This is a genomic window from Pseudolysinimonas sp. (genome assembly GCF_044239695.1).
Taxonomy (GTDB): domain Bacteria; phylum Actinomycetota; class Actinomycetes; order Actinomycetales; family Microbacteriaceae; genus Pseudolysinimonas_A.
Genome location: NZ_JBIIAW010000035.1, coordinates 1 through 26,899, shown reverse-complemented (window position 1 = coordinate 26,899; position 26,899 = coordinate 1). Strand labels below are relative to the sequence as shown.

At 70.3% G+C, this 26,899-nt stretch carries 30 protein-coding genes and 1 tRNA gene; 6 read left to right on the top strand and 25 right to left on the bottom strand.

The genetic code is table 11. From position 1 onward, the window contains the following. Positions 1-207, bottom strand: a 207-nt coding sequence (locus ACILQS_RS07430; protein ID WP_395639481.1) for an aldo/keto reductase, incomplete at its 3' end; no start/stop codon positions are given. 105 nt (positions 208-312) lie between these two features. On the opposite strand from ACILQS_RS07430, the gene ACILQS_RS07425 reads away from it, so the two are divergent. Then, entirely contained in the window at positions 313-894 is a 582-nt protein-coding gene (locus ACILQS_RS07425) for a methylated-DNA--[protein]-cysteine S-methyltransferase (protein WP_395639480.1), read from the top strand. Further along, positions 891-1,475: a DNA-3-methyladenine glycosylase I gene (locus ACILQS_RS07420; protein ID WP_395639479.1), complete on the top strand. Its 585-nt coding sequence runs from the start codon at positions 891-893 to the stop codon at positions 1,473-1,475. The genes ACILQS_RS07425 and ACILQS_RS07420 overlap by 4 nt, the downstream gene beginning before the upstream one ends. Here ACILQS_RS07420 and ACILQS_RS07415 read toward each other — a convergent pair. From ACILQS_RS07415 to ACILQS_RS07350, 14 genes are all read right to left on the bottom strand, one after another. Then, a complete protein-coding gene (locus ACILQS_RS07415; protein WP_395639478.1) occupies positions 1,472-2,236 on the bottom strand; it encodes a YaaA family protein in 765 nt (254 codons plus the stop codon). The two genes, ACILQS_RS07420 and ACILQS_RS07415, sit on opposite strands and share 4 nt — an antisense overlap. A 19-nt stretch (positions 2,237-2,255) precedes the next feature. Continuing rightward, positions 2,256-2,777 (bottom strand): AAA family ATPase, encoded by a 522-nt coding sequence (locus ACILQS_RS07410; RefSeq protein ID WP_395639477.1) that lies wholly within the window; start codon positions 2,775-2,777, stop codon positions 2,256-2,258. A 46-nt stretch (positions 2,778-2,823) separates the two neighbouring features. Beyond that, positions 2,824-3,096, bottom strand: a complete 273-nt coding sequence (locus ACILQS_RS07405) for a F0F1 ATP synthase subunit epsilon (RefSeq protein ID WP_395639476.1) — start codon at positions 3,094-3,096, stop codon at positions 2,824-2,826. Positions 3,097-3,098: 2 nt separating this feature from the next. Beyond that, complete coding sequence (gene atpD / locus ACILQS_RS07400; protein WP_395639475.1) at positions 3,099-4,622, bottom strand: F0F1 ATP synthase subunit beta; 1,524 nt, start codon at positions 4,620-4,622, stop codon at positions 3,099-3,101. 42 nt (positions 4,623-4,664) lie between these two features. Then, on the bottom strand, positions 4,665-5,561 hold the full coding sequence (locus ACILQS_RS07395) for a F0F1 ATP synthase subunit gamma (RefSeq protein WP_395639474.1): 897 nt from the start codon (positions 5,559-5,561) through the stop codon (positions 4,665-4,667). A gap of 3 nt (positions 5,562-5,564) precedes the next feature. After that, on the bottom strand, positions 5,565-7,202 hold the full coding sequence (atpA, locus tag ACILQS_RS07390; protein ID WP_395639473.1) for a F0F1 ATP synthase subunit alpha: 1,638 nt from the start codon (positions 7,200-7,202) through the stop codon (positions 5,565-5,567). 55 nt (positions 7,203-7,257) lie between these two features. Then, a complete protein-coding gene (locus tag ACILQS_RS07385; RefSeq protein WP_395639472.1) occupies positions 7,258-8,049 on the bottom strand; it encodes a F0F1 ATP synthase subunit delta in 792 nt (263 codons plus the stop codon). Between the two features lie 2 nt (positions 8,050-8,051). Continuing rightward, entirely contained in the window at positions 8,052-8,606 is a 555-nt protein-coding gene (locus ACILQS_RS07380; protein ID WP_395639471.1) for a F0F1 ATP synthase subunit B, read from the bottom strand. Positions 8,607-8,636: 30 nt separating this feature from the next. Next, the gene (gene atpE, locus ACILQS_RS07375; RefSeq protein WP_395639470.1) at positions 8,637-8,852 is read right to left on the bottom strand and encodes an ATP synthase F0 subunit C; all 216 of its coding nucleotides are present in this window, start codon (positions 8,850-8,852) and stop codon (positions 8,637-8,639) included. Positions 8,853-8,916: 64 nt separating this feature from the next. Beyond that, positions 8,917-9,645 (bottom strand): F0F1 ATP synthase subunit A, encoded by a 729-nt coding sequence (gene atpB, locus ACILQS_RS07370; RefSeq protein WP_395639469.1) that lies wholly within the window; start codon positions 9,643-9,645, stop codon positions 8,917-8,919. Positions 9,646-9,873: 228 nt separating this feature from the next. Beyond that, on the bottom strand, positions 9,874-10,314 hold the full coding sequence (locus ACILQS_RS07365; RefSeq protein WP_395639468.1) for a hypothetical protein: 441 nt from the start codon (positions 10,312-10,314) through the stop codon (positions 9,874-9,876). Next, positions 10,311-11,585 carry an MraY family glycosyltransferase gene (locus ACILQS_RS07360; protein ID WP_395639482.1) on the bottom strand — a complete coding sequence of 425 codons (1,275 nt, stop codon included), beginning with the start codon at positions 11,583-11,585 and terminating at the stop codon, positions 10,311-10,313. The genes ACILQS_RS07365 and ACILQS_RS07360 overlap by 4 nt, the downstream gene beginning before the upstream one ends. Beyond that, complete coding sequence (locus ACILQS_RS07355; protein ID WP_395639467.1) at positions 11,582-12,259, bottom strand: L-threonylcarbamoyladenylate synthase; 678 nt, start codon at positions 12,257-12,259, stop codon at positions 11,582-11,584. Before ACILQS_RS07355 ends, ACILQS_RS07360 begins: the two co-directional genes overlap by 4 nt. A gap of 43 nt (positions 12,260-12,302) precedes the next feature. Further along, the gene (locus ACILQS_RS07350) at positions 12,303-12,542 is read right to left on the bottom strand and encodes a PLDc N-terminal domain-containing protein (RefSeq protein WP_395639466.1); all 240 of its coding nucleotides are present in this window, start codon (positions 12,540-12,542) and stop codon (positions 12,303-12,305) included. 65 nt (positions 12,543-12,607) lie between these two features. Between ACILQS_RS07350 and ACILQS_RS07345 the strand changes: the two genes are divergently transcribed. After that, on the top strand, positions 12,608-13,237 hold the full coding sequence (locus tag ACILQS_RS07345; protein ID WP_395639465.1) for an HAD-IA family hydrolase: 630 nt from the start codon (positions 12,608-12,610) through the stop codon (positions 13,235-13,237). 93 nt (positions 13,238-13,330) lie between these two features. Here the strand turns inward: ACILQS_RS07345 and prmC are convergent, their stop codons facing one another. From prmC to argS, 9 genes are all read right to left on the bottom strand, one after another. Next, positions 13,331-14,185, bottom strand: coding sequence for a peptide chain release factor N(5)-glutamine methyltransferase (gene prmC, locus ACILQS_RS07340; protein ID WP_395639464.1), 855 nt, complete (start codon positions 14,183-14,185; stop codon positions 13,331-13,333). Beyond that, the gene (gene prfA / locus ACILQS_RS07335) at positions 14,182-15,261 is read right to left on the bottom strand and encodes a peptide chain release factor 1 (RefSeq protein ID WP_395639463.1); all 1,080 of its coding nucleotides are present in this window, start codon (positions 15,259-15,261) and stop codon (positions 14,182-14,184) included. Before prfA ends, prmC begins: the two co-directional genes overlap by 4 nt. A gap of 21 nt (positions 15,262-15,282) precedes the next feature. Beyond that, the gene (gene rho, locus ACILQS_RS07330) at positions 15,283-17,208 is read right to left on the bottom strand and encodes a transcription termination factor Rho (protein ID WP_395639462.1); all 1,926 of its coding nucleotides are present in this window, start codon (positions 17,206-17,208) and stop codon (positions 15,283-15,285) included. A 69-nt stretch (positions 17,209-17,277) separates the two neighbouring features. Continuing rightward, positions 17,278-18,222 carry a homoserine kinase gene (gene thrB, locus ACILQS_RS07325; protein WP_395639461.1) on the bottom strand — a complete coding sequence of 315 codons (945 nt, stop codon included), beginning with the start codon at positions 18,220-18,222 and terminating at the stop codon, positions 17,278-17,280. Continuing rightward, positions 18,219-19,304, bottom strand: a complete 1,086-nt coding sequence (gene thrC / locus ACILQS_RS07320) for a threonine synthase (RefSeq protein ID WP_395639460.1) — start codon at positions 19,302-19,304, stop codon at positions 18,219-18,221. Before thrC ends, thrB begins: the two co-directional genes overlap by 4 nt. An 11-nt stretch (positions 19,305-19,315) precedes the next feature. Next, positions 19,316-20,629: a homoserine dehydrogenase gene (locus ACILQS_RS07315; protein WP_395639459.1), complete on the bottom strand. Its 1,314-nt coding sequence runs from the start codon at positions 20,627-20,629 to the stop codon at positions 19,316-19,318. Then, positions 20,626-22,011 (bottom strand): diaminopimelate decarboxylase, encoded by a 1,386-nt coding sequence (gene lysA / locus ACILQS_RS07310; RefSeq protein WP_395639458.1) that lies wholly within the window; start codon positions 22,009-22,011, stop codon positions 20,626-20,628. Before lysA ends, ACILQS_RS07315 begins: the two co-directional genes overlap by 4 nt. A 102-nt stretch (positions 22,012-22,113) precedes the next feature. Next, a complete protein-coding gene (locus ACILQS_RS07305) occupies positions 22,114-22,962 on the bottom strand; it encodes a DUF2993 domain-containing protein (RefSeq protein WP_395639457.1) in 849 nt (282 codons plus the stop codon). A gap of 12 nt (positions 22,963-22,974) precedes the next feature. Beyond that, positions 22,975-24,630 carry an arginine--tRNA ligase gene (gene argS / locus ACILQS_RS07300; protein WP_395639456.1) on the bottom strand — a complete coding sequence of 552 codons (1,656 nt, stop codon included), beginning with the start codon at positions 24,628-24,630 and terminating at the stop codon, positions 22,975-22,977. Between the two features lie 33 nt (positions 24,631-24,663). Here argS and ACILQS_RS07295 point away from each other — a divergent pair, with 33 nt between their 5' ends. Then, the gene (locus tag ACILQS_RS07295; protein ID WP_395639455.1) at positions 24,664-25,251 is read left to right on the top strand and encodes a hypothetical protein; all 588 of its coding nucleotides are present in this window, start codon (positions 24,664-24,666) and stop codon (positions 25,249-25,251) included. Here ACILQS_RS07295 and ACILQS_RS07290 read toward each other — a convergent pair. Next, positions 25,248-26,057, bottom strand: a complete 810-nt coding sequence (locus ACILQS_RS07290; RefSeq protein WP_395639454.1) for a transglutaminase family protein — start codon at positions 26,055-26,057, stop codon at positions 25,248-25,250. The genes ACILQS_RS07295 and ACILQS_RS07290 overlap by 4 nt on opposite strands. 24 nt (positions 26,058-26,081) lie before the next feature. Here ACILQS_RS07290 and ACILQS_RS07285 point away from each other — a divergent pair. After that, positions 26,082-26,154, top strand: a tRNA-Arg gene (locus tag ACILQS_RS07285). Positions 26,155-26,158: 4 nt separating this feature from the next. Then, a partial coding sequence (locus ACILQS_RS07280; RefSeq protein WP_395639453.1) for a glycerate kinase occupies positions 26,159-26,899 on the top strand: 741 nt, incomplete at its 3' end.

Below are 26,899 nucleotides of genomic sequence, written 5' to 3'. Positions count from 1 at the left end.
GCCGAGGCGGGTCTCGCTCAGACCGTACTCGGCCCCGTAGATGTCGGCCGTGTCGAAGAAGGTCACGCCGGCGTCGAGAGCGGCATGGATGACGGCATCCGTTCCCGCCTGGTCGAACGTGAGGGCACCGGGTCGGCCGAGGTTGTTGCAGCCGAGGCCGACGACGGACACGGCGAGATCGGAGGTTCCGAGCGAGCGGGTTTCCATCGCCCCAGCCTACGGATCGTCCTCCCCAGGCACCGGCGTGGCGCCGTTCCCGCGATGTCCGATTTCCGCCAACGGGCGTCGGGGGCGGCGTCTACGCTCGGACTCATGATCAGCACTCCCCCGGCGGCCCTGCGCCGCATCGACAGCCCGATCGGGCGCATCGAGATCGTCGGCGACGGGGCCGCCGTGATCGCCCTCTCCATCGAACGCGACGGGATGCTCCCGCACGACGGGGCGCCGGAAGCCCCCGACGCCGTGCTCGACCGTGCCGTCGCGCAACTCGAGGAGTACTTCGCCGGCCACCGCCGCGACTTCGACGTCCCCGTCCACCTCGCCGGCACCGCGTTCCAACTGGCCGTCTGGGAACAGCTCGTCGACCTCGAGTGGGGCGAGGTCGTGTCCTACGGCGACCTCGGTCGCGGCACGGGGCGGGCGACCGCGGGACGAGCCGTCGGGGGCGCGGTCGGCGCCAATCCGATCCCGATCATCGTGCCCTGCCACCGCGTGCTCGGCAGCGACGGCACGATCACCGGATACAGCGGCGGCGAGGGGATCCCCACCAAGTCGTGGCTGCTCGCACACGAAGGCATTGCCCACCGGGTTCCGAAGGGGTACGAGGCGGTGTCGCTCTTCGACCTCGACGCCGGGGAGGCCGAGACGGTCGCCGAGTCCGCCGGCGCCGCGTGACCCGGCCCGAACTGCTCGTCGGCGACGACGGCCGCGCCCGATGCGGCTGGGTGGGAGCCGACGCCGAGTACGCGCGATATCACGACGAGGAGTGGGGCGTCCCGCTCCACGGCGATCGTCCGCTGTTCGAGAAGATCAGCCTCGAAGGCTTCCAGGCCGGCCTGTCGTGGATCACCATCCTCCGCCGTCGCCCCGGCTTCCGCGACGCGTTCGACGGGTTCGACATCGATACGATCGCCGCCTACGACGAGGCGGATGTCGAGCGGCTCATGATCGATGCGCGCATCATCCGCAACCGGGCGAAGGTGCTCGCCACCATCGGCAACGCGCGCATCACCGCCGACCTGATCCGCGAGCGTCCGGGGCTCCTCGACGAACTCGTCTGGGGCTTCGCGCCACCACCGCGAGCACGACCGCGCACCTGGGCCGAGATCCCCGCGGTCACCGGCGAATCGCAGGCCCTCAGTGCCGGGCTGCGGAAGCGGGGCTTCCGGTTCGTCGGCCCCACCACGATGTACGCCCTGATGCAGTCCGCGGGTCTCGTCGACGACCACCTCGAGGGATGCTGGCGCGCCGCCTAGCTGACGGAGGACGCCGAGACGACCAGGTCGAGCTCTCCCGGCGCACCGGGTTCCAACCGGATGCCCGCGGAGTCCGCCCAGCGCAGCAACGAGGCGACGTCGGGATGATCGATCCCCGCGAGCAGCAGGCGTCGGGCGAACGCACCCTTGCCCTTCTTGTTGAAGTGATTCAGCGCGCGCTTGCGGCCATCGCCGTCGGCGCTCACGACCCGCAGGTAGACGGAGTTCTCGCGAGCCGGAGCGCGGCCGAGGGCGGCGTAGCCCTCCGACCGGAGGTCGAGGAGGAGCCCGTCGCGCGTCGCGAGTTCGGCGGCCAGCGACGGCTTCCAGATGCGCCCGAGGGTCGCGGTGCCCGGCAGGCGCGAATCGTGGGAGAGCCGATAGGCGGGGATCGGGTCGAGCGCCCCCGTCACGCCGAAGAGCGCCGAGCCGATCGCGAGATGCTCCCCCGCGAACCGGCGGGCGCTCTCGGGAAGGCTCGCGGCATCCAATTCGTCGAAGAGCACGCCGTCGTAGCGGTCGAGCGCCGCCATCGTCGGAGACGCCGTCAGCACGCGGTTACGCGCGGCCTCGGCGGAGCTCGCCGGGCCGAGCTTGAGCATCTCGGCGGCGGCCGCGAGGTCGCGCGACATCGCCTTCACCGCGGCGAGGGCCTGCCTCCGCGCGGCCGTGAGCCCGGGGAAGGAGAGCGCGGCGAGGTCGAGCGGCGGACCGTCGCCGCCGTCGCGCTTGGTCTCCGACGGCGGGAGGATGATCAGCACGGGCCGGTGCCGACTCCGGTCACGAGCGCACGAAGGCGACGACCTGCTCGACGAGCACCGGCACCGGATGCACCGAGTCGACCGTGATGCGCGGCACCGCGCCGGTCTCCCCGCCCCACGGCTCCCACTCGTCGAGACTCTGCTCGACGGCGTGCCAACTGGGCTCGGCGATGTGCGCGAGCTGCCGCCCGCGCGCCTCGAGCCGGGCCCGGTGCACACTTTCGTCGGAGCAGATCACTTCGACGAAGCGGATCGGGATGCCGCGGCGGGTCGCCAGCTTGAGCCACTGGTTGCGGGCGGGCTCGACGGCGTTCACCGCATCGACCACGACCCCGCCGACGCTCGCGATCACCGACTCCGCGATCGTCTCGGTGACGAGGTAGGCCGCGAGTCCCGTGGGCTGATCGGCGTCGATCCCCGCGGAGAGGATCGCCGACTCGACCGGGTCGACCGACACGATCGGCAGCCCGAGCAGAGCCGCCGCCGCCTCGCCGACGGTGCTTTTGCCCGTGCCGGGCAGGCCTGCCATCACGACGAGCATCGGCTCACCCTTCGATCCCCTGAAACCGCGCCCCGACCCCGGAGGGTCAGGAGACGAGCGTCGCGGCGCCCGCGACGATCGTCACCGTGTCGTTCTGCACCGAGAGGAAGCCGTCCTCCGCGTTCGCTGTCACGACGGCGCCGTCGAGCGTGGTGACCCGCACCTCGCCCGCCGAGAGGATGGCGAGGATGGGCTCGTGACCGGCGAGGATGCCGATCTCGCCCTCGGTGGTCCGCGCGACGATCTGCTTCACCTCTCCCGACCACACCTCGTGGTCGGCCGCGACAACGCTGACGGCGAGCGACTTGGCGTCGGCCATGCTCAGCCGTTGTCCTTCTGGATCTTCGCCCACTGCGCCTCGACCATGTCGATGCCGCCGACGTTGAAGAACGCCTGCTCGGCCACGTGGTCGAACTCGCCCTTCACGATCGCGTCGAACGACTCGATCGTGTCCTTGAGCGGCACCGTGGAGCCCTCGACAGAGGTGAACTTGGTCGCCATGTAGGTGTTCTGCGAGAGGAACTGCTGGATGCGGCGCGCGCGCGACACCGTGATCTTGTCCTCTTCGGAGAGCTCGTCGACACCGAGGATGGCGATGATCTCCTGGAGTTCCTTGTTCTTCTGCAGGATCTGCTTGACGCTCGTCGCGACGCGGTAGTGGTCCTCGCCCAAGTAGCGGGGGTCCATGATGCGCGACGTGGACGACAGCGGGTCGACGGCCGGGTACAGACCGCGCGAGGCGATCTCACGCGAGAGCTCCGTCGTCGCGTCGAGGTGCGCGAACGTCGTGGCCGGGGCCGGGTCGGTGTAGTCGTCGGCGGGCACGTAGATCGCCTGCAGCGAGGTGATCGAGTGACCACGCGTCGAGGTGATGCGCTCCTGGAGAACGCCCATCTCGTCGGCGAGGTTCGGCTGGTAGCCCACCGCGGACGGCATGCGACCGAGCAGCGTCGAGACCTCGGAGCCGGCCTGCGTGAAGCGGAAGATGTTGTCGATGAAGAGCAGCACGTCCTGCTTCTGCACGTCGCGGAAGTACTCCGCCATCGTGAGCGCCGACAGCGCGACGCGCAGACGCGTTCCCGGCGGCTCGTCCATCTGGCCGAAGACGAGAGCCGTCTTGTCGAAGACGCCCGCCTCCTCCATCTCGGCGATGAGGTCGTTGCCCTCACGGGTGCGCTCCCCGACGCCGGCGAACACCGACACACCACCGTGGTTGGCCGCGACGCGGTAGATCATCTCCTGGATGAGCACCGTCTTGCCGACACCGGCGCCGCCGAAGAGGCCAATCTTGCCACCCTGCACGTACGGGGTGAGCAGGTCGATGACCTTGATGCCGGTCTCGAAGAGGTTCGTCTTGCTCTCGAGCTGGTCGAAGGCCGGGGGCTTGCGGTGGATCGGCCAGCGCTCGGTGATCTCGAGCTTCTCGCCGGGGGTGCCGTTGAGCAGGTCACCGGTGACGTTCCACACCTTGCCCTTGGTGATGTCGCCGACCGGCACCGAGATCGGGTTGCCGGTGTCGCGCACCTCCTGGCCACGGACCAGGCCGTCGGTCGGCTTGAGTGCGATCGCGCGGACGAGGTCGTCGCCGAGGTGCTGGGCGACCTCGAGGGTCAGCACGAAGGCCTCCCCCTCGATCGAGACATCCGTCTGGAGCGCGTTGTAGATCTCCGGGATGGCGTCGTGCGGGAACTCGATGTCGACGACCGGTCCGGTGACGCGCGCGATGCGGCCGACGCCGCCGGCCGCCTGGGTGGCACGGCCGCCCGAGGCGTGCTGCTCGGGGGCGTCCTTGGTCGCGGCCTTCTTCGCCGGGGCCTTCTTGGCAGGGGTGGTGGCGGTAGCCATCTCTCGTCCTTCTCTCAGTACTTCTTAGAAGCTTGGTCGTCGTTACTTCACGAGAGCGTCGGCGCCGCCGACGATCTCGGAGATCTGCTGGGTGATCTCCGACTGACGGGCGTTGTTCGCCAGTCGGGTGTAGTCCTTGATGAGCTTGTCGGCGTTGTCGCTCGCCGACTTCATCGCCTTCTGCGTCGCCGCGTGCTTGGCGGCGGCCGACTGGAGCATCGCGTTGAACAGCCGGCTCTCGATGTAGACCGGCAGCAGCGAGTCGAGCACGCTGTTGGCGTCCGGCTCGAACTCGTAGAGCGGAAGCGGCGCGTGATCGGCATCCACCTCTTCGACGCCTTCGACGACCTCGAGCGGCAGCAGGCGCACCGTCTCCGGGGTCTGCACGAGCATCGAGACGAACCGGTTGTAGACGATGTGGATCTCGTCGACACCGCCCTCGGCGGTCGGCTGCACGAACTTCGCGACGATCGCGTCCGCGATCTCGCTCGCCGTCTCGAACTCGGGGTTGTCGGTGCCGCCGGTCCACTCCTGCTCGGAAGGCCGACGGCGGAACGTGAAGTACTGCACCGCCTTGCGTCCGACGAGGTAGTGCACGACCTCTTTGCCGTCGCCCTCCAGACGCGCCCGCAGCTCCCCCGCCTCACGGAGGACCTGCGAGTTGAACGCGCCCGCGAGTCCGCGGTCGGAGGTGAACACCACGATGGCGGCCCGGGTCGGGTTCTCGGCCTCGGTCGTCAGGATGTGGTCGACGTTCGAGTAGGTCGCGACCGCCGAGACGGCGCGGGTCACGGCCCGCGCGTACGGCGCCGACGCCTGGACGCGCTGCTGCGCCTTCTGGATGCGCGACGCCGAGATCAGCTCCATGGCGCGAGTGATCTTCTTGGTGGTCTGGGCCGTCCGGATCTTCTGCCGGTAGACCCTCAGCTGGGCTCCCATCGGTTACCGGCGGCTCTTCACGATCTTCTCCTGGTTGATGTCATCCAGGGGGATCTCTTCGAACTGCTCGGAACCGGGGGCGTCGAGCGTGCGCCCGTCGCCGGTCTGGAACTCCTTCTTGAACTTCTCGACCGCCGTCTCGAGATCGGCGACCGTCTCGTCGCTCAGCACGTTGGTGTCGCGGAGCGTGTCGAGGATCGTGGTGTTGCGCTTGAGCGAGTCGAGCAGCTCGCGCTCGAACCGCAGCACGTCGGGCACCGGCACCTCGTCGAGGTGGCCGTTGGTGCCGGCCCAGATCGAGACGACCTGCTCCTCGACCGGATACGGCGAGTACTGCGGCTGACGCAGCAGCTCGGTGAGGCGGGCGCCGCGGGCGAGCTGACGACGGGAGGTCGCATCGAGGTCAGAGGCGAACATCGCGAACGCCTCGAGCGAGCGGTACTGCGCCAGCTCGAGCTTCAGCGTGCCGGAGACCTTCTTGATGCTCTTGACCTGCGCGTCGCCGCCGACACGAGACACCGAGATGCCGACATCGACCGCGGGGCGCTGGTTGCTGTTGAAGAGGTCGGACTGCAGGAAGATCTGACCGTCGGTGATCGAGATCACGTTCGTCGGGATGTAGGCCGAGACGTCGTTGGCCTTCGTCTCGATGATCGGCAGGCCGGTCATCGAGCCGGCACCCAGCTCGTCGGAGAGCTTGGCGCAGCGCTCGAGCAGACGCGAGTGCAGGTAGAAGACGTCACCCGGGTAGGCCTCGCGTCCCGGCGGACGACGCAGCAGCAGCGACACGGCGCGGTAGGCCTCGGCCTGCTTGGTGAGGTCGTCGAAGATGATCAGCACGTGCGCGCCGCCGTACATCCAGTGCTGGCCGATCGCCGAGCCGGTGTAGGGGGCGAGGTACTTGAAGCCGGCGGGGTCGGAGGCCGGAGCCGCGACGATCGTCGTGTACTCCATGGCGCCGGCATCCTCGAGCGCGCCCTTGACGGCGGCGATCGTGGAGCCCTTCTGGCCGATGGCGACGTAGATGCAGCGCACCTGCTTGTTCTTGTCGCCGGACTCCCAGTTGGCCTTCTGGTTGATGATCGTGTCGATCGCGATGGCCGTCTTGCCGGTCTGGCGGTCGCCGATGATGAGCTGGCGCTGGCCGCGACCGACCGGGATCATCGCGTCGATGGCCTTGATGCCGGTCTGCATCGGCTCGTGCACGCTCTTGCGCTGCATGACGCCGGGCGCCTGCAGTTCGAGGGCACGACGGGCCTCGCTCGTGATCTCGCCGAGGCCGTCGATCGGGGTGCCGAGCGGGTCGACGACGCGACCGAGGTAGCCGTCGCCGACGGGCACCGAGAGCACCTCGCCCGTGCGGGTGACCTCCATGCCCTCTTCGATGCCGGTGAACTCACCGAGCACGATGACGCCGATCTCGTTCTCGTCGAGGTTGAGCGCGAGGCCGAGGGTGCCGTCGGCGAAGCGCAGCAGCTCGTTCGCCATCGCGCCCGGGAGGCCCTCGACGTGCGCGATGCCGTCCGCGGCGTCGACGACGGTGCCGACCTCGGTCTTGGATGCGGCGCTCGGCGTGTAGCCGGCGACGAAGTCCTTGAGAGCGGAGCGGATCTCATCGGGTGAGATGGTGATGTCTGCCATGTCTTCTTCTTCTGTCTGTCTTCGAAGGCTGGTTCGGAGGGTTTGGGGTGCCGGATCAGCCGGCGAGCTGGAGTCGGAGGTCGGTGAGGCGAGCCGAGACGGTGCCATCGACGACCTCGTCGCCGACCTGCACGCGGAGTCCGCCGAGCACCGACGGATCGACGATGACGTCGATGCGGGTCTCGATGCCGTACTGCGACGTCAGGGCGGTCGCGAGGCGCTTCTGCTGAGCCGCGCTGAGCGGGACCGCCGCGGTGACGGTCGCGATCTGCCGGTTCGACGCCTCGGCGACCGCCTCGGCCGCACCCGAGAGCAGTTCGCCGATGCGGCGTCCGCGCGGGCTCTGCACGAGGTGGGTGAGGATCGCGAGCGTGGCCGGGCTCGCCTTCTTGCCGACGAGCTTCTCCATCAGCGCGGACTTCGCGGACGGGTCGCCGAGCTTGCCGCCGAGGGCCAGCTCGAGGTCGTGGTCGCTGGAGATGGCGCGCCCGACGGCGAACAGTTCGCCCTCGATCCCGGCATCCTTCCCCGCAGCCGCGGCGAGGGCACGGATGCCCACCGACTCGATGCCGTCGACGAGCTCGTCGGAGTCCGACCACCGCGAGCCGATGATGCCGGCGAGCAGTGTCGCCGCCAGAGCATCCTGCTTCGGGAAGATCGCCGCGAGGAGGCCCGACTTGTTCGTCTCGGGGATCGACCGGTCGCTGAGCACGGCCCGAAGCTGCGTCGAGCCGGCGATCGCACGGCCCGCGGCGAGCAGCTGCTCACCGGTGGCCAGCTTGACGCCCTTCGCGGCGTCGAGCTCGGCGGTCGCGGCGGCAAGTGCGTTCCGGGTCGCGGATCCCATGCTTACTTGGCCGCCTTCTCGGACGACTCGAGGTCCGCGAGGAAGCGGTCCACGAGCGCCGTCGACTTCTTGTCGTCGCTGAGGGCTTCGCCGATGACACCCGACGCGAGGTCGAGCGCGAGCGAGCCGACCTCGGCGCGGAGCGAGACGAGAGCGGCGGTGCGCTCGGCCTCGATCTGCACCTGGGCGTTCGCGGCGATGCGGGCGGCCTCGACGGTCGCCTGCTCCTTGGCCTCGTTGACGATCGCGGTGCCTTCGGCACGGGCCTGCTCGCGGATGCGCGCGGCCTCGGCCCGCGCCTCGTTGAGCTGGGCCTCGTACTCGCCCTTGGTGGCGGCGGCCTCGGCCTGAGCCTCCTCGGCGCGCTTGAGCCCGCCCTCGATCGCGTCCTTGCGGGCGTCGAGAGCCGTGTACATGCGGGGCACGACGACCCGCCACACGACGAGAAGCAGGGCGACGAAGATGACGCCCGACCACAGGATGTCGTAGAACTCCGGAATGAGCGGGTTGACCGTCTCTTCTTCCGTCGCTACTTCGACGAGGAATGCGCGTAGCATCCCGACCTCCTCATTCTGGGGTGGGATGGATTACGGGAAGGGGATGAAGCCCGTGGCGATCGCGATGAACGCGAGGGCCTCGGTGAACGCGATACCGATGAACATGAGGCCGGTGAGGCGACCCTGCAGTTCGGGCTGGCGCGCGACCGACTGGATCGTGTTGCCGACGACGAGACCCACGCCGATGGCGGAACCGATCGAGGCGAGGCCGAAGGCGATGGGAACGAGGTGTCCGGAGATCTCCACGGAGTTTCCTTTTCTGTAATGGGTGGTGCGAGGTGGGCGAAAGACGGTCGGCGGGTGCCGGCGGTCAGTGCTCGTCGGCGAGCGAGAGCTGGATGTAGATGGCGGCCAGGAAGGTGAAGACGTACGCCTGAAGCACGGCGACGAGGATCTCGAACAGCGTGAAGATGGCGCCGAAGGCGAGGGTGCCGATCCCGAGGAGTCCGATGAGGTCGCCGTTGGCGAGGATCGTGAAGAAGAAGAAGTGCGTCGCCGAGAAGCAGAGCACGAGCAGCAGGTGCCCGGCGATCATGTTCATCAGGAGTCGCAGCGTCAGCGACACCGGGCGCACGATGAAGGTCGAGAGGATCTCGATCAGCGCGACGACCGGGAGCAGGACGCCGGGAACGCCGCTCGGCGCCACCGCGTTCTTGAAGTACTTGAAGCCGTGCTTCTTGATGCCCGCGTAGATGAAGATCACGTAGGCGACGAGCGCGAGCAGCAGCGGCGTGCCGATGACCGACGTTCCCGCGATGTTGAGGAACGGGACGACGCCCGTGATGTTGAGCCCGATGATGAGGAAGAACATCGTCATCAGCGGCACCATGAACCGCTTGCCGTCCTTCTCACCGAGCGCCTGCACGATGATGCTGTCGCGCACGAAGCCGAGCAGGAACTCGGTCGCGACCTGTCCGCGCGTCGGGATGACCCGCATGCGGCGGGTGGCGATCAGCAGCCAGACGATGAGCACCGTCACGACCAGGAGCCGGATCAGCATGATGCGGTTCAGTTCGAACGGCGTGCCCTCGAAGAGCACCGCCGGCGGGAAGAACTCATCGAGCGACGGCCCGTGGAACTCGTCGGGGTCGTCCGCGAACGGCGCGAACGGCAGCCCTCCCGCGAGCGCAGGGAGGGAGGAGAGATACGAAGTGAGGGAGTTCAGGGCTTTCTCCTGAATCGGGGCGCGGCTTCGCGCGGCGATCGAAAGGGGAAGGTCGTGCCCCTCAGCGTACCAAGGAAACGGCGACCCGAACGCCGCCCGTTTTCACTCCGCGGGACGATCGGAGCCGGGGAGCGCGACATCCAACGGAACCCGGCTGCGCTGGAAGGCCACGACGTCGGCGATCAGCAGGCCGACGACCGCGCCGATCGCCGTGAAGCCGAAGGCGCCCGGGTCGATCCAGTCCTGCGTCCGCAACCAGAGCGAGAAGACGAAGAACAGGAGGAGCTTCAGCGTCCACACCCCGAGCAGGATGCCGAAGAAGGCGGGGCTGGTCAGGTCGCCCTTCGCCGCGCGGCCGCCGACCAGGATGCTGACGGCGGTGAGCCCCAGGAAGACGGCGCTGAGCGCCGCGCCGATGAGGCCGCCGGCGAGACCCGGACCGACGGCGACGAGCCAGCCGACCCCGCCGCCGAGGACGGCCGAGGCGACGGCGACGATCGCACCGTAGCGCAGCGACCGCAGGAGCAGGGGGGTGACGCTCACGAGGAGGCCTCTCTCTTCTGGAGGCGCGCCAGGGCGCGGGCGGATTCGGCGTCGGTGTGCTCCGACTCCGCCGCGTCGGCGGCCGCGTCGAGCGGGTCGAACTCGGCGACGTGCGCCTCCATCGTGAGCGCGGCCGGCGCGCTCTGCACGGCCGCCTCGAGAGCCTTGCGGCGGCTGAGCGGCGCGAGCGTCACGATCGTGCAGACGACGAAGCCGACGAGCATCACCAGACCGCCGATGAGCAGCCCGCTGCCGGGGATCAGGAACAACAGCAGGCCGCCGGAAGCGACGGCGGTCCAGGCGTAGAAGATCACGACGGCATGGGTGTGCGAGTGGCCCATGTCGAGCAGACGGTGATGCAGGTGCTTGCGGTCGGCGCTGAACGGGGACTTGCCGGCGCGCAGCCGCCGGAGGATGGCGAGGGTGAAGTCGGCGAGCGGCACGATCAGCACCGCGAGCGGCAGGATGACGGGGATGAGGGCGGTGAGCTGCTCCCGCCCCGACTCCGGCAGCGTCTGCCCCGCCAGCGCCACCGTCGACGTCGCCATCAGCAGCCCGACGAGGAGGGCTCCGCTGTCGCCCATGAACAGCCGCGCCGGGCGGTCGTCACTGCGCCGCCAGTTCCAGGGCAGGAATCCGAGGCAGGCTCCGATGAGCGCAGCCGTGATGAACTGCGCGAGGTTGAAGTAGTCGCTCTGCTCGGTCGGCCCGTACGAGACGAGGTAGCCGTAGATGAAGAACGCGCTGCTGGCGATCGTCGCGACCCCCGCGACGAGGCCGTCGAGGCCGTCGATGAAGTTGACGGCGTTCATCACCAGAACGATGACGAAGATCGTGACCAGCAGCGACGCGTACGGCGGCAGGAGCACGGTGGTGCCGAGGCCCGGCAGCCAGCCGATCTGCACGCCCTGCCAGGCGAGCAGCCCGGCAGCCATGATCTGACCGGCGAGCTTGGTGAACCAGTCGAGATCCCAGATGTCGTCGGCGACTCCGATGAGCACGATCAGGAGCGCCGCGCCGAGGACGGCCAGCACCTGCTGCGGCTGGGCGAAGATGAGCGACAGCGCCGGGATCTGCGACCCGACGGCGAAGGCGATCAGGATGCCGGCGCACAGCGCGATGCCGCCGAGTCGCGGCGTCGGGCGATCGTGCACGTCGCGCTCGCGGATCTTCGGGTAGAGCCGGTACTTGTGGCTCAGCCGCCAGATCAGCCAGGACCCGCCGAACGAGATCAGGCCGGAGACGAGGGCGATGAGGACGTAGAAGATTATGCGCATCGGTCGGCCCCCACGATCTCGATGATCGCCTGGGCGGGGATGACGCCGTGGCGCAGGATGCGCAGCTTGCCCTCGGGATGCTCGAGCGCGGTCGCATCGACGATCGTCGAGCCCGTTCCGGCCTCCGCGTCGGGATAGCCGGTGCCGGCCGGGCCGGCCTCGAGGTAGACGGCGACCGCGTCGCCCAGCGACGCCTCGGCCTCGGCGGCGCTCATCGCGGCCGGCTCGCCCGTGCGGTTCGCACTCGACACCGCGAGCGGTCCGGTCTCGGCGAGCAGCTCGAGAGCGATGCGCTGACTCGGCATCCGCACGGCGACGGTGCCGCGGGTCTCCCCCAGGTCCCAGTCGAGTGTCGGCCGGGCGCGCAGCACGACGGTCAGCCCGCCGGGCCAGAACGTCGCCACGAGCGCCCGCACTTCGTCGGGGACGTACTCGGTCAGGGCGTCGAGGGTCGGGATGCCGGGCACGAGCACGGGCGGCGGCGCCGTGCGGTCGCGACCCTTCGCGTCGAGCAACCGCTGCACGGCGGCGGGCGAGAACGCGTCGGCCGCGACCCCGTAGACCGTGTCGGTCGGGATGACGACGAGCTCTCCACGTCCGATCGAGACGCGGGCGGAACGCATCCCGGTCAGCAGTTCGTCGGGGATGCTCGTGTCGTACAGAGCCATGGCTGTTCCACCCTAGGCGGTGAAGCCCGCAGCCGGATGCGGGTCAGACGGTGCCGCGATCGAGCCGGGCGTGACGGCCCCAGACGAACCAGGCGATCGTGCCGAGGAACGGGAAGGCGAACAGCACGACCACCCAGAGCACCCGTCCGGATGTCGACAGTCGCGTCGAGCCCGTCACCGACCAGAGCGCCGCCAGAAAGAGGGCGACGTACGCGACGACGACCACGATCCACGCGACGTCGTACCACGTGGGTACCAGCGGATCGATGGATTCCAGGAACATCCGAACCTCCCTGATCAGGTCGAGTGTAAGCACGGTCGGTCGACGTCGGGGAGACTGGAGGGACCATGGGTCTGCTCTTCGTCTTCGATATGGACGACGTCCTCTACGACTACGACTGGCGAGTCCGCATGACGGGACTCACCGAACTGACAGGACACGATTTCGCCGAGCTACGCCGCCGCTGGTGGCATGAACGGGGCGAATGGGCGGCCGAGGCCGGACACTGGCCCGACGGCGCCTCGTACCTCAAGGACTGGGTCGCCGCGATCGGCGTCGACCTCACGCCCGAGCAGTGGCTCGCCAATCGCGGGTCGGCGATGACCCCGCGACCGGAGTCGCTGGCGGCCGTGGCGCGTGCGTCGGAACTGGGTCGGGTGACGCTGCTCACCAACAACGGCCCGCTCGTCGGCGAGAACCTGGCGACACTCGCCCCCGAGCTCGTGCCGCTCTTCGGGGTCGATCACCTCAGGGCGTCGAGTCACTACGGCGCCCGCAAGCCCGATCCGAGAGTCTTCGAGGGCGTGCTGCGCGCCTACGACGAGCCGGCGGAGCACACCTTCTTCGCCGACGACATGGCCGTCAACGTCGAAGGCGCGCGGTCGGTCGGCATCACCGCCCACCTGTACCGCGACCCCGCATCCCTCATGGCGGCCGTCGAGCACTTCGCCACCTCGCACTCGTCGCGCGTCCACTAGTTCGCCCGCCCAGCACCGCAGCGCTCCGACACGCCGGGCGACACGCCGACCGGACGGCGAGACGGTGCTGAACGGGCGACGGACGACGAGAGGTCAGCGCAGGGCGGTGGTCGCCCGATCGCGGCCGAGGAGGTCGCGCGTCGTCGCGGCGGCGGTCCAGCCGTCACCGGTGAGCAGCTCCCGGATGTCGGCGCCCTGCCGTTCCCCGTGCTCGAGCACGAGCACTCCCCCGGGCCGCAGCAGGCGCCGGGCGGTCACCGACACCGCCCGCACGACGTCGAGGCCGTCCGGTCCCCCGTAGAGGGCCGCCTCGGGGTCGTGCAGCCGCACCTCGGGGTCGCGGGGGATCGCGCCGACCGGGATGTACGGCGGGTTGGAGACGACGACATCCAGAGTCCCGTCGAGATGGGGAAGGGCATCGGCGAGGTCGGCGAAGACCAGGCGGAGGTTCGCCGCACCGACTGCGCGGACGTTCTCGCGGGCCCAGATGAAGGCGCGCGGCGAGTTCTCGACCGCGTGCACCTCGGCGTGCGGCACCTCGGTCGCGAGCGCGAGGGCGATCGCGCCGCTGCCCGTGCCGAGGTCGACGGCACGCGGCGACCCGCCGGGTACCGCGAGGAGGGCGTCGATCGCCAGCTGGGCGACGATCTCGGTCTCGGGACGCGGCACGAACACGCCCGGTCCCACGGCGATCTCGAGCGAGCGGAACGCGGCGCGGCCGGTGAGGTGCTGGAGTGGCTCGCGGGCGGCGCGGCGCTCGACGAGTTCGAGCACCTGGAGGCGCTGCTCGCCGTCGAGCGGGGTCCCGGTCACGACCCGGGCCTGCACCTGGCCGCGCGAGACGCCGAGCACGTGCGCGACGAGCAGCTCCGCGTCCGTCTCGGGCGACGGCACGCGGGCCGCCGTCAGCACGGCGACCGCGTGGTCGAGCAGAGCGCGGAGGTTCAACTCTGGTCGGCGAGCTCGGCCAGGCGGGATTCCTCGTCGGCCTGGATGCAGGAGTCGATGACGGGCTGGAGGGCGCCGTTCATCACCTGGTCGAGGTTGTACGCCTTGTAGCCGGTGCGGTGGTCGGCGATCCGGTTCTCGGGGAAGTTGTAGGTGCGGATGCGCTCCGAGCGGTCCATCGTGCGGATCTGCGTCTTGCGCTGGTCGGAGGCCGCGGCAGCGATCTCCTCCTGCTGCTTCGCGAGCAGCCGGGCGCGCAACACGCGCATCGCGGCCTCGCGGTTCTGGATCTGCGACTTCTCGTTCTGCATCGACACGACGATGCCGGTCGGCAGGTGGGTGATCCGCACCGCCGAGTCGGTCGTGTTGACGCTCTGCCCGCCGGGCCCCGACGAGCGGAACACGTCGATGCGCAGGTCGTTCGGGCTCACGTCGATCTCTTCGGGCTCGTCGACCTCCGGGAAGACCAGCACGCCGGTCGTCGAGGTGTGGATGCGTCCCTGCGACTCGGTCGCCGGGACGCGCTGGACGCGGTGCACGCCGCCCTCGTACTTCAGCGACGCCCAGACGCCGAGCGCCGGATCGGTCGCGGTCGACTTGATCGCGACCTGCACGTCCTTGTAGCCGCCGAGGTCGGACTCGTTGCGTTCGAGCAGCTCGGTCTTCCAGCCGCGCGACTCCGCGTAGTGCAGGTACATGCGCAGCAGGTCGGCCGCGAACAGCGCCGACTCCTCGCCGCCCTCGCCGCCCTTGATCTCCATGATCACGTCGCGGCCGTCGTCGGGATCGCGCGGGATGAGCAGCCGGCGCAGCTTCTCGGCGGCGGCGAGCAGCCCCGCCTCGAGCCCGGGCAGCTCGGCGGCGAACGCCTCGTCGTCCTTGGCCAGTTCGCGCGCGGCGGCGACATCCTCGCAGGCGACCTGCCACGCGGTGTGGGCGGCGACGATCTGGTTCAGCTCGGCGTAGCGCCGGTTGACCTTCTTCGCGCGCCCGGCATCCGCGTGGATCGCCGGGTCGGAAAGCTGGTGCTGGAGGTCCTCGTGCTCAGTCAGCAGCGAGGCGACCGATTCGAACACGCCATTACTCCTTAGAAAGGATTACTCCTTGGTGCCGTTCGGGATGACCTTCTGGATCTGCACCAGGAACTCGACGTTGGACTGCGTGTCCTTGAGCTTGCTCAGCACGACCTCGAGCTGCTGCTGCGGGTCGAGTCCGGCGAGCGAACGACGCAGGCGCGACGTGATCTGCACCTCTTCCGGGGTGAGCAGTTCGTCTTCGCGACGGGTGCTCGAGGCGACGATGTCGACCGCCGGGAAGATGCGCTTGTCGGCGAGCTGACGCGAGAGACGCAGCTCGGAGTTGCCGGTGCCCTTGAACTCCTCGAAGATCACCTCGTCCATCTTGGAGCCGGTCTCGACGAGGGCGGTCGCGAGGATGGTCAGCGAGCCGCCGCCCTCGAGGTTGCGGGCGGCACCGAAGAAGCGCTTCGGCGGGTAGAGCGCCGACGCGTCGACACCACCCGAGAGGATGCGCCCCGACGCCGGCGACGCGAGGTTGTAGGCGCGGCCGAGGCGGGTGATCGAGTCGAGCAGCACGACGACGTCGTTGCCCAGCTCGACGAGGCGCTTGGCGCGCTCGATGGCGAGCTCGGCGACCGTCGTGTGGTCTTCGGCGGGACGGTCGAAGGTCGAGGCGATGACCTCGCCCTTCACCGCGCGCTGCATGTCGGTCACCTCTTCGGGGCGCTCGTCGACGAGCACCACCATGATGTGCACCTCGGGGTTGTTCACCGCGATCGCCTTGGCGATGGCCTGCAGGATGATCGTCTTGCCCGCCTTCGGGGGCGCGACGATCAGGCCGCGCTGGCCCTTGCCGATCGGGGCGATGAGGTCGATGATCCGCGTCGAGAGCTTCTCGGGCGTCGTCTCGAGCCGCAGGCGCTCCTTCGGGTAGATCGGGGTGAGCTTGCCGAACTCGATGCGCTCGGCAGCCTCCTCGACGCTCTGGCCGTTGATCGAGTCGATCTTGACGATCGCGTTGTACTTCTGGCGGCTCTGCTCGTTCTCGCGCGGCTGGCGGATGGCGCCGACGACGGCGTCACCCTTACGCAGGTTGTACTTCTTCACCTGGCCGAGCGAGACGTAGACGTCGTTCGCGCCCGGGAGGTAGCCCGACGTGCGCACGAAGGCGTAGTTGTCGAGGACATCCAGGATGCCGGCGACGGGGATGAGCACGTCGTCGTCGCTGATCTCGGGCTCGAACTCGTCGTTCTGCCCCGGGCCGCGCCCGCGCTTGCGGTCGCGGTAGCGTCCCCGGCCGCGTCCGTCGCCGTCGGCCTCGGCGGGGCCGTTCTGGTTCGGCTGGCCGCCGTTCTGCTGGACGTTGGGGTTCTGACCGTTCTGGTTCTGCTGGCCGTTCTGGCGGTTGCCGTTCTGGCCGCCGTTCTGGGCGTTGCCCTGTTCGCCGCGCGCACCCTGGCCGCCGCGGTTGCGGTTGCGGCTGCGTCCGCGACCGGATCCCTCGTCGCCCTCGGCGTCGGTGCCCGAGGTGACCTCGGGGAGCAGGCTGTCGAGCTCGGCGGCGATCTCCTCGCGGGAGCGCTGCGGCTCAGTGGCCGGCACCTCGGTGTCGGCCGGCAGCTCGGTGTCGGCCGGCAGCTCGACGGCGAGCGCAGCGACCTCGGCGGTCGACGCGGTCGCGCGACGCGAGCGGCGGGCGGGGACGGTGTCGCCCTCGGGCGCTGCGGCGGAGGGCGCTTCCGCCGGGGCGTCGGGCGTCTCCTCCGGAGCGTCGGTCACGGGGGCGTCAGGGTTCTCGGAGAGCGAGTCCACGAGTCCTCCTTTTCGAAGTTTGGCGGCGCCGGCGATTCCGCGCTCGGCCGCGAGGGCCTGCAGCTCCGGGAGCTTCAGGCGGCTCAGCGAGGCGCGGTCGGTCGCAGCGGTGTCGACGTCGGTCACGGGTGAAGGTTCCTTTCGACCCGGGCACAAGAACTTCCCGGGCTCGGTTCTGTGGAGACCTGGCATCGTGCCCGGCGGGTGCAGAGCAGAGAGGCGAGGATTCAGAACCTGGTGGGATGCACTACCTCGAGGGGGCTAGGCCACGGCCTCGGTGGAGTGCGGTACCACTGTAGCACCCTTGAAATCGACGGCGAGCAGCAGGCAGTCCCACGGCGTCGACGACGACTTCTCCACGAGGTCGGCGGCGACGAGACGCTGAGCCGGGTCGCTGCCGAGCACGAGGATCGACGGTCCGGCCCCGGAGACGACGGCGGCCAGGCCGTTCGCGCGCAGCACCCGGATGAGGGCATCCGTCTCGGGCATCGCGCTCGCGCGGTAGCTCTGGTGCAGCTTGTCCTCGGTGGCCGCGAGCAGCAGTTCGGGACTCTGGATGAGCGCCGCGATGAGCAGGGCCGAGCGCGAGACGTTGAAGATCGCGTCCTCGTGCGGCACCGACTCGGGCTGGAGGCTGCGGGCGAGCGCCGTCGACATGACGGACTCGCGCGGCACGGCGACGAACGGCGAGACACCGCGGTGCACGATGAGCTTCTTGTGGCGCGGCCCCTCGGGGGTCATCCAGGCGATCGTGAGACCGCCGAAGAGGGCCGGCGCGACGTTGTCGGGATGCCCCTCCAGCTCCGTCGCGCGGGCGAGGAGCCCGTCGGCGTCGATCTCGACGATGCCCTCGAGCAGGCCCTTCGCGGCCATGATGCCGGCGACGATGGCCGCGCCCGAGGATCCGAGACCGCGACCGTGCGGGATGCCGTTGTGCGCGACGACGTCGAGCCCGGGCATCTCGACGCCGTAATGGGCGAAGGTGTGGGCCGCGGCGCGGATGACGAGACTCGACTCATCGGTCGGCACCTCGCCGACGCCGATGCCCCGGACCTCGATCGTGGCACCCGGCTGGGCGCGGGTCGTGAACTCGAGCTCGTCGTAGAGCGAGAGGGCGAGGCCGAGGGTGTCGAAGCCGGGGCCGAGGTTCGCGGTCGTCGCCGGGACCTTCACCCACACGCTCCGGCCCACCGGGACGGTCGTCATGAGGTCTTGGCGAGGCCGAGCACGCTCGCGACCTCGGCGACATCGACGGCGACCTTGGTCGGCGCGACTTCGCCGCCGTCGGCGGTCTTCAGCGCCCACTGCGGATCCTTGAGCCCGTGGCCGGTGACGGTGAGCACGACCGTGGCGCCCTTCGGGATCTGCCCTGCCTCGCTGCGCTCGAGGAGACCCGCGACGCTGATCGCCGAGGCGGGCTCGACGAAGACCCCCACCTCACGGGAGAGGATGCGGTGCGCGTCGAGGATGAGGTCGTCGTCGATGGCGCCGAAGTAGCCGTCGGTCAGCTCGCGCGCGGCGAGCGCGAGCTCCCACGACGCCGGGTTGCCGATGCGGATCGCGCTCGCGATCGTCTCGGGGTCCTTCACGACGTGGCCGAGCACGAGCGGGGCCGAGCCCGCGGCCTGGAAGCCGAACATCCGCGGCAGCTTGGTGACGCGACCGGCCGCGAGGTCTTCGGAGTAGCCGCGCGTGTAGGCGGTGTAGTTGCCCGCGTTGCCGACCGGGATGAAGTGGAAGTCGGGGGCGTCGCCGAGGACTTCGGCGACCTCGAAAGCTGCTGTCTTCTGCCCCTCGATGCGGTCGTTGTTGACCGAGTTGACGAGATGCACCGGGTAGTGCGCGGCGAGTTCACGCGCGATGTCGAGGCAGTCGTCGAAGTTGCCCTGCACCTGCAGCAGTTCGGCGCCGTGCGCGATCGCCTGGGCGAGCTTGCCCATCGCGATCTTGCCGTCCGGCACCAGCACTGCGGCGGTCAACCCGGCGTAGGTCGCGTACGCGGCGGCCGAGGCGGAGGTGTTGCCGGTCGAGGCGCAGATGACGGCCTGGGCGCCGTGCTCCTTCGCCTTCGAGACCGCCATCGTCATCCCGCGGTCCTTGAACGAGCCGGTCGGGTTCATGCCCTCGAACTTGACGTAGACGTCGGCGCCGGTGCGGGCGGAGAGCGCGGGCGCCGGGATGAGCGGCGTGCCGCCCTCGCCGAGCGTGACGATCGGCGTCGCGTCGGTGACGTCGAGGCGGTCGCGGTACTCGTGGAGCACTCCGCGCCACTGCCGGCTGGTGGTCATCGCCTGGCTCATCACAATCCCTCTACTCGAAGCACACTGGACACCGCGTGCACGACGTCCGTCGCGCCGAGAGCCGCGACGGTCGCGGCGAGCGCCGACTCCGTCGCCTGGTGGGTGCCGATCACCAGGGTAGCGGTGGGCGAGGACTGGTCGGGCCGCGCGTCCTGCTGCACGGCCTCCACCGAGACCCCGTGTTCGGCGAACAAGGTGGCGATCGCGGCGAGCACGCCGGGCTTGTCGGCGACCTCGAGGGTGATCCGGTACCGGGTGCGCACGCTCGAGATCGGCAGCACCGGGAGGTTCGCGTGCGTCGACTCGGCCACCCCCGGTCCGCCGATGACGTGGCGGCGGGCCGCCGAGACGACGTCGCCGAGCACCGCCGACGCGGTCTGCACTCCCCCGGCCCCGGCGCCGTAGAACATCAACGATCCGGCGGCCTCGGCTTCGAGGAACACGGCGTTGTTGGCGCCGTGCACCGCGGCGAGCGGGTGGTCGAGCGGCACGAGGGCGGGGTGCACGCGGGCGCTGACGCCCTCGACGCCGGTCTCCTGGTCGATCACCCGTTCGCAGACCGCGAGCAGCTTCACCACGAAGCCCGCCGTACGCGCCGACGCGACCTGCTCCGCGGTGATCGCGCGGATGCCTTCGCGGTACACCGCGTCGAGGGGGACCGTCGTGTGGAAGGCGAGGCTGGCGAGGATCGCCGCCTTCTGCGCGGCGTCGTAGCCTTCGACATCCGCCGTCGGGTCGGCTTCCGCGTACCCGAGGCGCTGCGCGTCGGCGAGCACCTCGTCGAAGTCGCCGTGCTCGAGGTCCATGCGGTCGAGGATGTAATTGGTCGTGCCGTTGACGATGCCGAGGATGCGACGCACCCGGTCGCCGGCGAGACTGTCGCGCAGCGGCCGGATGATCGGGATGGCGCCGCCGACCGCGGCCTCGTAGTAGAGCTGCGCCCCGACCTGCTCGGCGATGTCGAAGAGTTCCGGACCATGTGTCGCGAGCAGCGCCTTGTTCGCGGTGACGACGTCGGCTCCGGAGTTGAGCGCCAGTTCGAGGTACTCGCGCGCGGGCTCGAGCCCGCCCATCAGCTCCACGACGATGTCGGCGCCGAGGATCAGCGAGCGGGCGTCCGTCGTGAGCAGGTGCTTCGGGATCTCAGCGCTCCGCGGCGCGTCGAGATCCCGCACGGCGACGCCGACGAGTTCCAGGCCCGCGCCGACGCGCTCGGACAGCTCGTCACCGTGCTCGAGCAGGAGCGACGCCACCTGGGCGCCGACGGATCCCGCGCCCAGGAGCGCGATGCGGAGGTTGCGGTATTCGATCATGAGGTCACTCCGGTGTCGCGGCTCAGCAAGTCGGCTTCCGTCTCGCGACGCACGACGACGCGGGCGGCGCCGTCCCGCACCGCGACGACGGCGGGGCGACCGAGGTAGTTGTAGTTGCTCGCGAGCGACCAGCAGTACGCCCCCGTCGCGGGCACGGCGACGAGGTCTCCCGGGGCCACGTCGCCCGGCAGGTAGTCGGCGTGCACGACGATGTCACCCGACTCGCAGTGCTTGCCGGCGATCCGCACCAGTGCCGGGTCGGCATCCGAGGAGCGGTTGGCCAGGCGCACCGTGTAGTCGGCGCCGTACAGGGCGGGACGCACGTTGTCGCTCATCCCGCCGTCGACGCTCACGTACTTGCGGATGTGCTCCGAATCGACGACGACGTCCTTGATCGTGCCGACCTCGTACACCGTGACGGTCGACGGTCCGATGATGAGCCGGCCCGGCTCGATCGCGACGACCGGCACCGGGATGCCGAGGGTCGCGCACTCGGCGGCCACGACCCGCGCGAAGTCGGCGGCGATCTCGTCGATCGGGGTGACGACGTCGACGCTCGTGTAGGCGATGCCGAAGCCTCCCCCGAGGTTGAGCTCGGGAACCTCTCCCCCGGCGAGCAGCTCGGCGTGCACCGCGAGCAGGCGGCGGGCGGCCTCGGCGAATCCGGCGGACTCGAAGATCTGCGACCCGATGTGCGAGTGGAGGCCGAGGAAGCGCAGCGACGGACGCGCGCGGATCGCGGCCACGACATCCGGCGCGTCGGCGAGGGGGATGCCGAACTTCTGGTCCTCACGGGCAGTCGCCAGGTACTCGTGCGTGGACGCGTGCACGCCGCTGTTGATGCGCAGGCGCACGGGCTGCACGACGCCGTGCCGCTCGGCGGCCTGGGATACACGATCGACCTCGACGACGCTGTCGAGGACGATCGCGCCCACACCGACTCCGACCGAACGGTCGATCTCGGCGAGGCTCTTGTTGTTGCCGTGGTGTCCCAGCAGCGCGGGGTCGACACCCGCCGCGAGAGCGACGGCGAGCTCGCCTTCGCTCGCGACGTCGATGCGCAGTCCCTCCTCGACCATCCAGCGCGCGACGGTCGTGCAGAGGAACGCCTTGCCGGCGTAGTAGACGTGGGCGCTCGACCCGACTCCCGCGAACGCGTCATCGAAGGCCGAGCGCACGGCGACCGCACGGTCGCGCGCATCCCTCTCGTCGACGACGTAGAGCGGGGTGCCGAACTCGGCCGCGAGATCGGCCAGCGCGGCGCCGGCCACCCGGATCGCCCCGTCGGAGCGCTCCGCCGACGACGGCCAGACGGTCGGCGCGAGCGCGTTGGCGTCGTCCGGGTGGACGAGCCAGCCGGGTGCGAGAGGAGAGGCGGTCACGAGGCACTCACATGAGAAGACGGATCGGATGTGAGGCGAGCGAACCCGGATTGGTCCCTGAAGCCCACGCCAGTGTACCCAGCAGCGCGGTCTCCGGCGGAATCAGGCGGCGGGGCAGGTGCCGGGCGTCGCGAGCTCGGGTCCGCCGAGCGCTGCACCGTCACCCCGGAAGGTCAGCACGAGCTCGTCGCCATCGATCGCCGCGTCGTCGAGCACGAGCGCCTGCGGCACGCTGCCGGCGATGCACAGCGTCTGCGGCTGGAGCAGCGCGGACGCGATCTGGCCGAGGAACGAACCGTCTTCCGACCCCGACTCGAAGGTCTGCTCGCCGATCGTGATGCTCGTCGGCGTCAGCACCAGCGCGCCGTCGGCGGCCGACGGGTCGAGCGTCAGCCCGATCGGGATGACGGCGCCGAAGAGCTCGAACTCCGAGCCGAGCGCGACCTGGTCCCCCTCGAACGCGAAGGTCGGAGCGGTCGAGGGGTCCTCGGACAGCGCAGCGAGGTCGTCGGCACCGATCGCGAAGTCCACCCTCAGGGTGTCGACGGGTGCCGTTTCGTCGAGCGGCACCCCTTCGCCGTGGAGGCTCAGCGTGCCGGTCAGGGCGCCGAAGGTCGCGTCGGGCACATCGACGTCGACGGTCTCGATGCGCCCGGCGAGGGCCTGGAGGATGATCGACCCGGCGCCCAGGTCGACGTCGACCTCGGCGTCGGCGGGGAGCTGGAGCACGTCGACGATCTTGCCGCGCACGTAGTCGCGGGCGTAGTCCTTCGCGAATGACTCGGCCACGATGAACGCGATGATGCCGAGCACGACGAGCACCCCGAGCACGATGAGGGCGATGAGCCAGCCGCGGCGCTTCTTCGTCGGCGGGGCGGCGGTCTCCGGCTCGACAGGAGGCTGCACGGGCGGCTCGCTCGGCGGACCGGCGGGCAGGATCTCGGTGCTCATCTGGACTCCGTGCTACATCCGCTCCGGGGCGCTGACGCCCAGGAGCTCCAACCCGTTGCGCAACACCTGTCCGGTGGCGTCATTGAGCCACAGCCGCGTGCGGTGGAGGTCGGTGACGTCCTCCTCGCCGAACGGGCTCACCCGGCAGGCGTCGTACCAGCGGTGGTAGGAGCCGGCGAGGTCTTCGAGGTAACGGGCGACCCGGTGCGGCTCGCGCAGCTCGGCGGACTGGCGCACGACGCGCGGGAAGTCGGCGAGCGCCGCCAGCAGGATGCTCTCGGTCTCATGCGTCAGCAGGCTCGCGTCGAAGGCGTCCCGCGTGACTCCCGCGTCGGCCGCGTTGCGGGCGACGGCTCCGGTGCGGGCGTGGGCGTACTGCACGTAGAACACCGGGTTGTCGTTGGTGCGCTTCTGGAGGATCTCGGGGTCGAGGGTGAGCGGGGAGTCCGCCGGCGACCGCCCGAGCGCATAGCGCAGCGCGTCGGTGCCGAGCCACTCCTGCAGGTCGTCGAGCTCGATGATGTTGCCCGCGCGCTTCGACAGCCGCGCGCCGTTCACGCTCACCAGCTGCCCGATCAGCACTTCGATGTCGCGCTCGGGGTCGTCGCCCGCGGCGCCGGCCAAGGCCTTGAGCCGGTGGACGTAGCCGTGGTGGTCGGCGCCGAGCAGGTAGATCTTGTGGCCGAACCCGCGGTCGCCCTTGCTCAGGTAGTACGCGGCGTCGGCGGCGAAGTAGGTGTAGACGCCGTTGCCGCGCCGGATGACCCGGTCCTTGTCGTCGCCGAAGTCGGTGGTCTTGACCCACACCGCGTCGTCGGCGTCGTAGACGTGGCCTTGCGCGCGCAGCCGGTCGACCGCGTCGTCGACGAGCGAGCGACCCGTCGCGGGGTCGACGGCGTGCAGCGTGCGCTCGCTGAACCAGACGTCGAAGGTGACGTTGAAGCGCGCGAGCGACGCCTGGATGTCGGCGAGCTGGAACGTGTAGGCGAGGTCCCGAGCCGTCTCGAGCGCCGCCTCGGGCCGCTGGTCGAGGATGCCGGGGTCGGCCTCGAGCACGCGCGCGGCGAGGTCGGAGATGTAGGCACCGGCGTAGCCGTTCTCGGGGGTCGGCTCGCCACGGAGGGACGCCATCACCGACGCCCCGAAGTTGTCCATCTGAGTGCCCGCGTCGTTGATGTAGAACTCGCTGACGAGCGCCGCCCCGCTGGCCTTGAGCACGCGCGCCATCGAGTCGCCGAGCGCCGCCCAGCGGGTGTGCCCGATGTGCAGCGGCCCCGTCGGGTTGGCCGAGACGAATTCGAGGTTGATGGTCTGCCCGGCGAGCGCGTCGCTGTGGCCGTAGGACTCGCCGGCCTCGACGATCGACTTCGCCAGAGCCCCCGCGGCGGCGGCGTCGAGCGTGATGTTGAGGAAGCCGGGGCCGGCGACATCCACGGCGGCCACGCCGTCGGTCGCAGCGAGCGCCGTCGCGAGCTGCGCGGCGAAGGTGCGCGAGTCGAGCCCGAGGCGCTTGCCGAGTTTCAGCGCGACGTTGGAGGCCCAGTCACCGTGATCGCGGTTGCGGGGACGCTCGAGGGTGACGTCCTCGAGCGAGATCTCACCCCCTCGCTCGCCGGCCGCCGAGCGGGTGAGCTCGAGCAGTGTGGCGGAAAGTTCGGCGGGGGTCACAACGCTCGATCGTAGCCGGGTGATGATGAGGGCATGTCTTTCCTCGCCGGGCGCCCCGCCGCCGCTCTCCTCGCCGCCGCGGTCCTCCTGGCGCTGACCGGCTGCGTCGACGCCGGCAGCGCCCCGCAACTGCCGACCGACGAGGTGACCCCGACTCCGGGCCTGCCGACGGCGCCCGTCACGCCGACGACGACCCCCACGGCCGGGGCGGACCCGCTGGGGATCCCGTGCGACGAACTGGTCGATCCCGACGCCGTGTACGCGTTCGACCCGAACTTCGCCCTCATCGGCGGCTACAACCCTCCGGCGGGATCGGCGGCGGAGGAGGCTCTCGCCGCCGGCGGGGTCGCATGCCAGTGGGTGCGCGAGTCCGGCGGCATCACGATGGAGGTGTCGGTCGCGCGCCTGAGCGACGAGGAGATCGTCGACCGGAAGAACGCCGCGTTCGCGTCGAGCCAGATGGTGCCGACCTACGGCGACGAGGCCTACTTCGAGGTCGACGGCGGCGTCGGCACCGCGATCGTCTTCCAGGGGGACTACTGGGTCGTCGTCACGTCGCCGGCCTTCGCCGAGCCGGGCGAGCCCACCGAGATCATCGAGTCGGTGTTGGCGGCCCTCTAGCCCAGCACGACGACGTCGGCAGGCGCATCCCTCGGGATGTCCTCGCCCGCCGCCCGCACGTCGATGCTCAGCAGTTCGACATCGGCGAGGGTGTTGGTGAGGAACGCCGTATCGGCCGAGTCCCGGCCGGTCGCGATGCGCGCGAGTCCGGATCGCGGCGCCAACCGGGTCGAGTCGACGACCACCCAGCGCCCCTCGATGCAGGCCTCGACGACGGCGTGGAAATCGCGGGGCTCGAGTTCGGGGGCGTACACCGACACGAGCCGGGCGGGAACGTCGAGGGCCCGCAGGAATCCCGCCGTGACGTTGGCGAAGTCGCGGCAGACGCCCGCCCCCGCCTCCAGGGTCTCGACCGCTCCGCCCGTCGGGCTCGTCGCCCCGCCGTCGTAGCGGAGGTGCTGGAACACCCACTCCTCGACGGCGGCGAGCAAGCCACGGCCCTCGAGACCGACGAACAGGTCGCGCGCACGGTCGACGAGGCTGTCGGACTGCACGTAGCGGCTCGGCCGCAGATAGGTCACGAGTTCCCGCTCGTCGACCGGGAGCGGGGCGGCGCGGCCGACGACGGTCGCCGCGTAGTCGATGCTGAGGATGCCGGGCCCGGTCTCGAACAGGTGCAGGCGGGTGCCATGCGGATCGGTGGTCTCGCGCACGACGACCGACTCCTCGTCGAGCCGCACCCGCAGCGTCTCGACCGTCGTCGGAACCCCCTCGGCGACGGCGACCGCGAGCACGAACGCGGTCGGGTCGTCGACGCGGATGACGAGGCTCGAGCTCACGTCGCGGCGCGGGCTCGGTGAGGTCATGCTGCTAACCTAAGCGAGCAATATGCCTTCGTAGCTCAGTGGATAGAGCGCTTCCCTCCGGAGGAAGAGGTCGCACGTTCGAATCGTGTCGAGGGCACCGAATGAAGGTCGTCATCGCCCCCGACTCCTTCAAGGGATCGATCGCCGCCCGCGACGCCGCCGCTGCGCTCGCCGACGGCTGGCGATCCGTCCGCCCCGGTGACGAGATCCTCCAGCTCCCGCAGGCCGACGGGGGCGAGGGCACGATCGACGCCTTCGCGGCCGCCGAACCTGACGCGGCTCTCCACGCCATCCCGCGCGTCATCGGGCCCGACGGTCGCCAGGTCGACGCCGCCTGGCTCCTCCTCCCCGACGGGACGGCGGTCGTGGAGCTCGCCCAGTCCTCCGGCATCGCGCTGATGCAAACGCTGAACGCCCTCGACGCGACGACCCGCGGTCTCGGTGAGGTGATCGCCGCCGCGCTCGATGCCGGAGCCGTCTCGCTCGTCATCGGGCTCGGCAGTTCGGCGTCGACCGATGGCGGCGCGGGGGCCCTTCACGCACTCGGCACCCGCTCCGCACCGCCCGGCGGGGTGACCCTCCTCACCGACGTCACGGCGCCGCTGCTCGGCCCGGCGGGCGCGGCGGCGGTGTTCGGCCCGCAGAAGGGCGCGAGCCCGGCCGACGTCGACGTCTTGGAGGAACGGATGCGGGCCTGGGCCGCTCGATACCCCGACGCCGACCCCGACACGCCGGGTGCCGGAGCGGCCGGTGGGACCGCGTTCGGCTTCCTCGCCGCGTGGGGTGCCCGTATCGTGCCCGGCGCCGCAGCGATCGCCGACCTCACCGGTCTGAGCGCCGCG

Bases quoted from the DNA above. Each gene is read 5' to 3' on its own strand.
- ACILQS_RS07385 (WP_395639472.1), bottom strand. From the start codon at position 8,049: ATGGGATCCGCGACCCGGAACGCACTTGCCGCCGCGACCGCCGAGCTC.
- ACILQS_RS07350 (WP_395639466.1), bottom strand. From the start codon at position 12,542: ATGTTCCTGGAATCCATCGATCCGCTGGTACCCACGTGGTACGACGTC.
- ACILQS_RS07395 (WP_395639474.1), bottom strand. From the start codon at position 5,561: ATGGGAGCCCAGCTGAGGGTCTACCGGCAGAAGATCCGGACGGCCCAG.
- ACILQS_RS07290 (WP_395639454.1), bottom strand. From the start codon at position 26,057: ATGACCTCACCGAGCCCGCGCCGCGACGTGAGCTCGAGCCTCGTCATC.
- ACILQS_RS07405 (WP_395639476.1), bottom strand. From the start codon at position 3,096: ATGGCCGACGCCAAGTCGCTCGCCGTCAGCGTTGTCGCGGCCGACCAC.
- ACILQS_RS07315 (WP_395639459.1), bottom strand. From the start codon at position 20,629: ATGATCGAATACCGCAACCTCCGCATCGCGCTCCTGGGCGCGGGATCC.
- atpD (WP_395639475.1), bottom strand. From the start codon at position 4,622: ATGGCTACCGCCACCACCCCTGCCAAGAAGGCCCCGGCGAAGAAGGCC.
- thrC (WP_395639460.1), bottom strand. From the start codon at position 19,304: ATGACCACCAGCCGGCAGTGGCGCGGAGTGCTCCACGAGTACCGCGAC.
- ACILQS_RS07345 (WP_395639465.1), top strand. From the start codon at position 12,608: ATGGGTCTGCTCTTCGTCTTCGATATGGACGACGTCCTCTACGACTAC.
- rho (WP_395639462.1), bottom strand. From the start codon at position 17,208: ATGCCAGGTCTCCACAGAACCGAGCCCGGGAAGTTCTTGTGCCCGGGT.
- thrB (WP_395639461.1), bottom strand. From the start codon at position 18,222: ATGACGACCGTCCCGGTGGGCCGGAGCGTGTGGGTGAAGGTCCCGGCG.
- atpA (WP_395639473.1), bottom strand. From the start codon at position 7,202: ATGGCAGACATCACCATCTCACCCGATGAGATCCGCTCCGCTCTCAAG.
- ACILQS_RS07380 (WP_395639471.1), bottom strand. From the start codon at position 8,606: ATGCTACGCGCATTCCTCGTCGAAGTAGCGACGGAAGAAGAGACGGTC.
- ACILQS_RS07295 (WP_395639455.1), top strand. From the start codon at position 24,664: ATGTCTTTCCTCGCCGGGCGCCCCGCCGCCGCTCTCCTCGCCGCCGCG.
- ACILQS_RS07425 (WP_395639480.1), top strand. From the start codon at position 313: ATGATCAGCACTCCCCCGGCGGCCCTGCGCCGCATCGACAGCCCGATC.
- ACILQS_RS07355 (WP_395639467.1), bottom strand. From the start codon at position 12,259: ATGGCTCTGTACGACACGAGCATCCCCGACGAACTGCTGACCGGGATG.
- ACILQS_RS07305 (WP_395639457.1), bottom strand. From the start codon at position 22,962: ATGAGCACCGAGATCCTGCCCGCCGGTCCGCCGAGCGAGCCGCCCGTG.
- ACILQS_RS07410 (WP_395639477.1), bottom strand. From the start codon at position 2,777: ATGCTCGTCGTGATGGCAGGCCTGCCCGGCACGGGCAAAAGCACCGTC.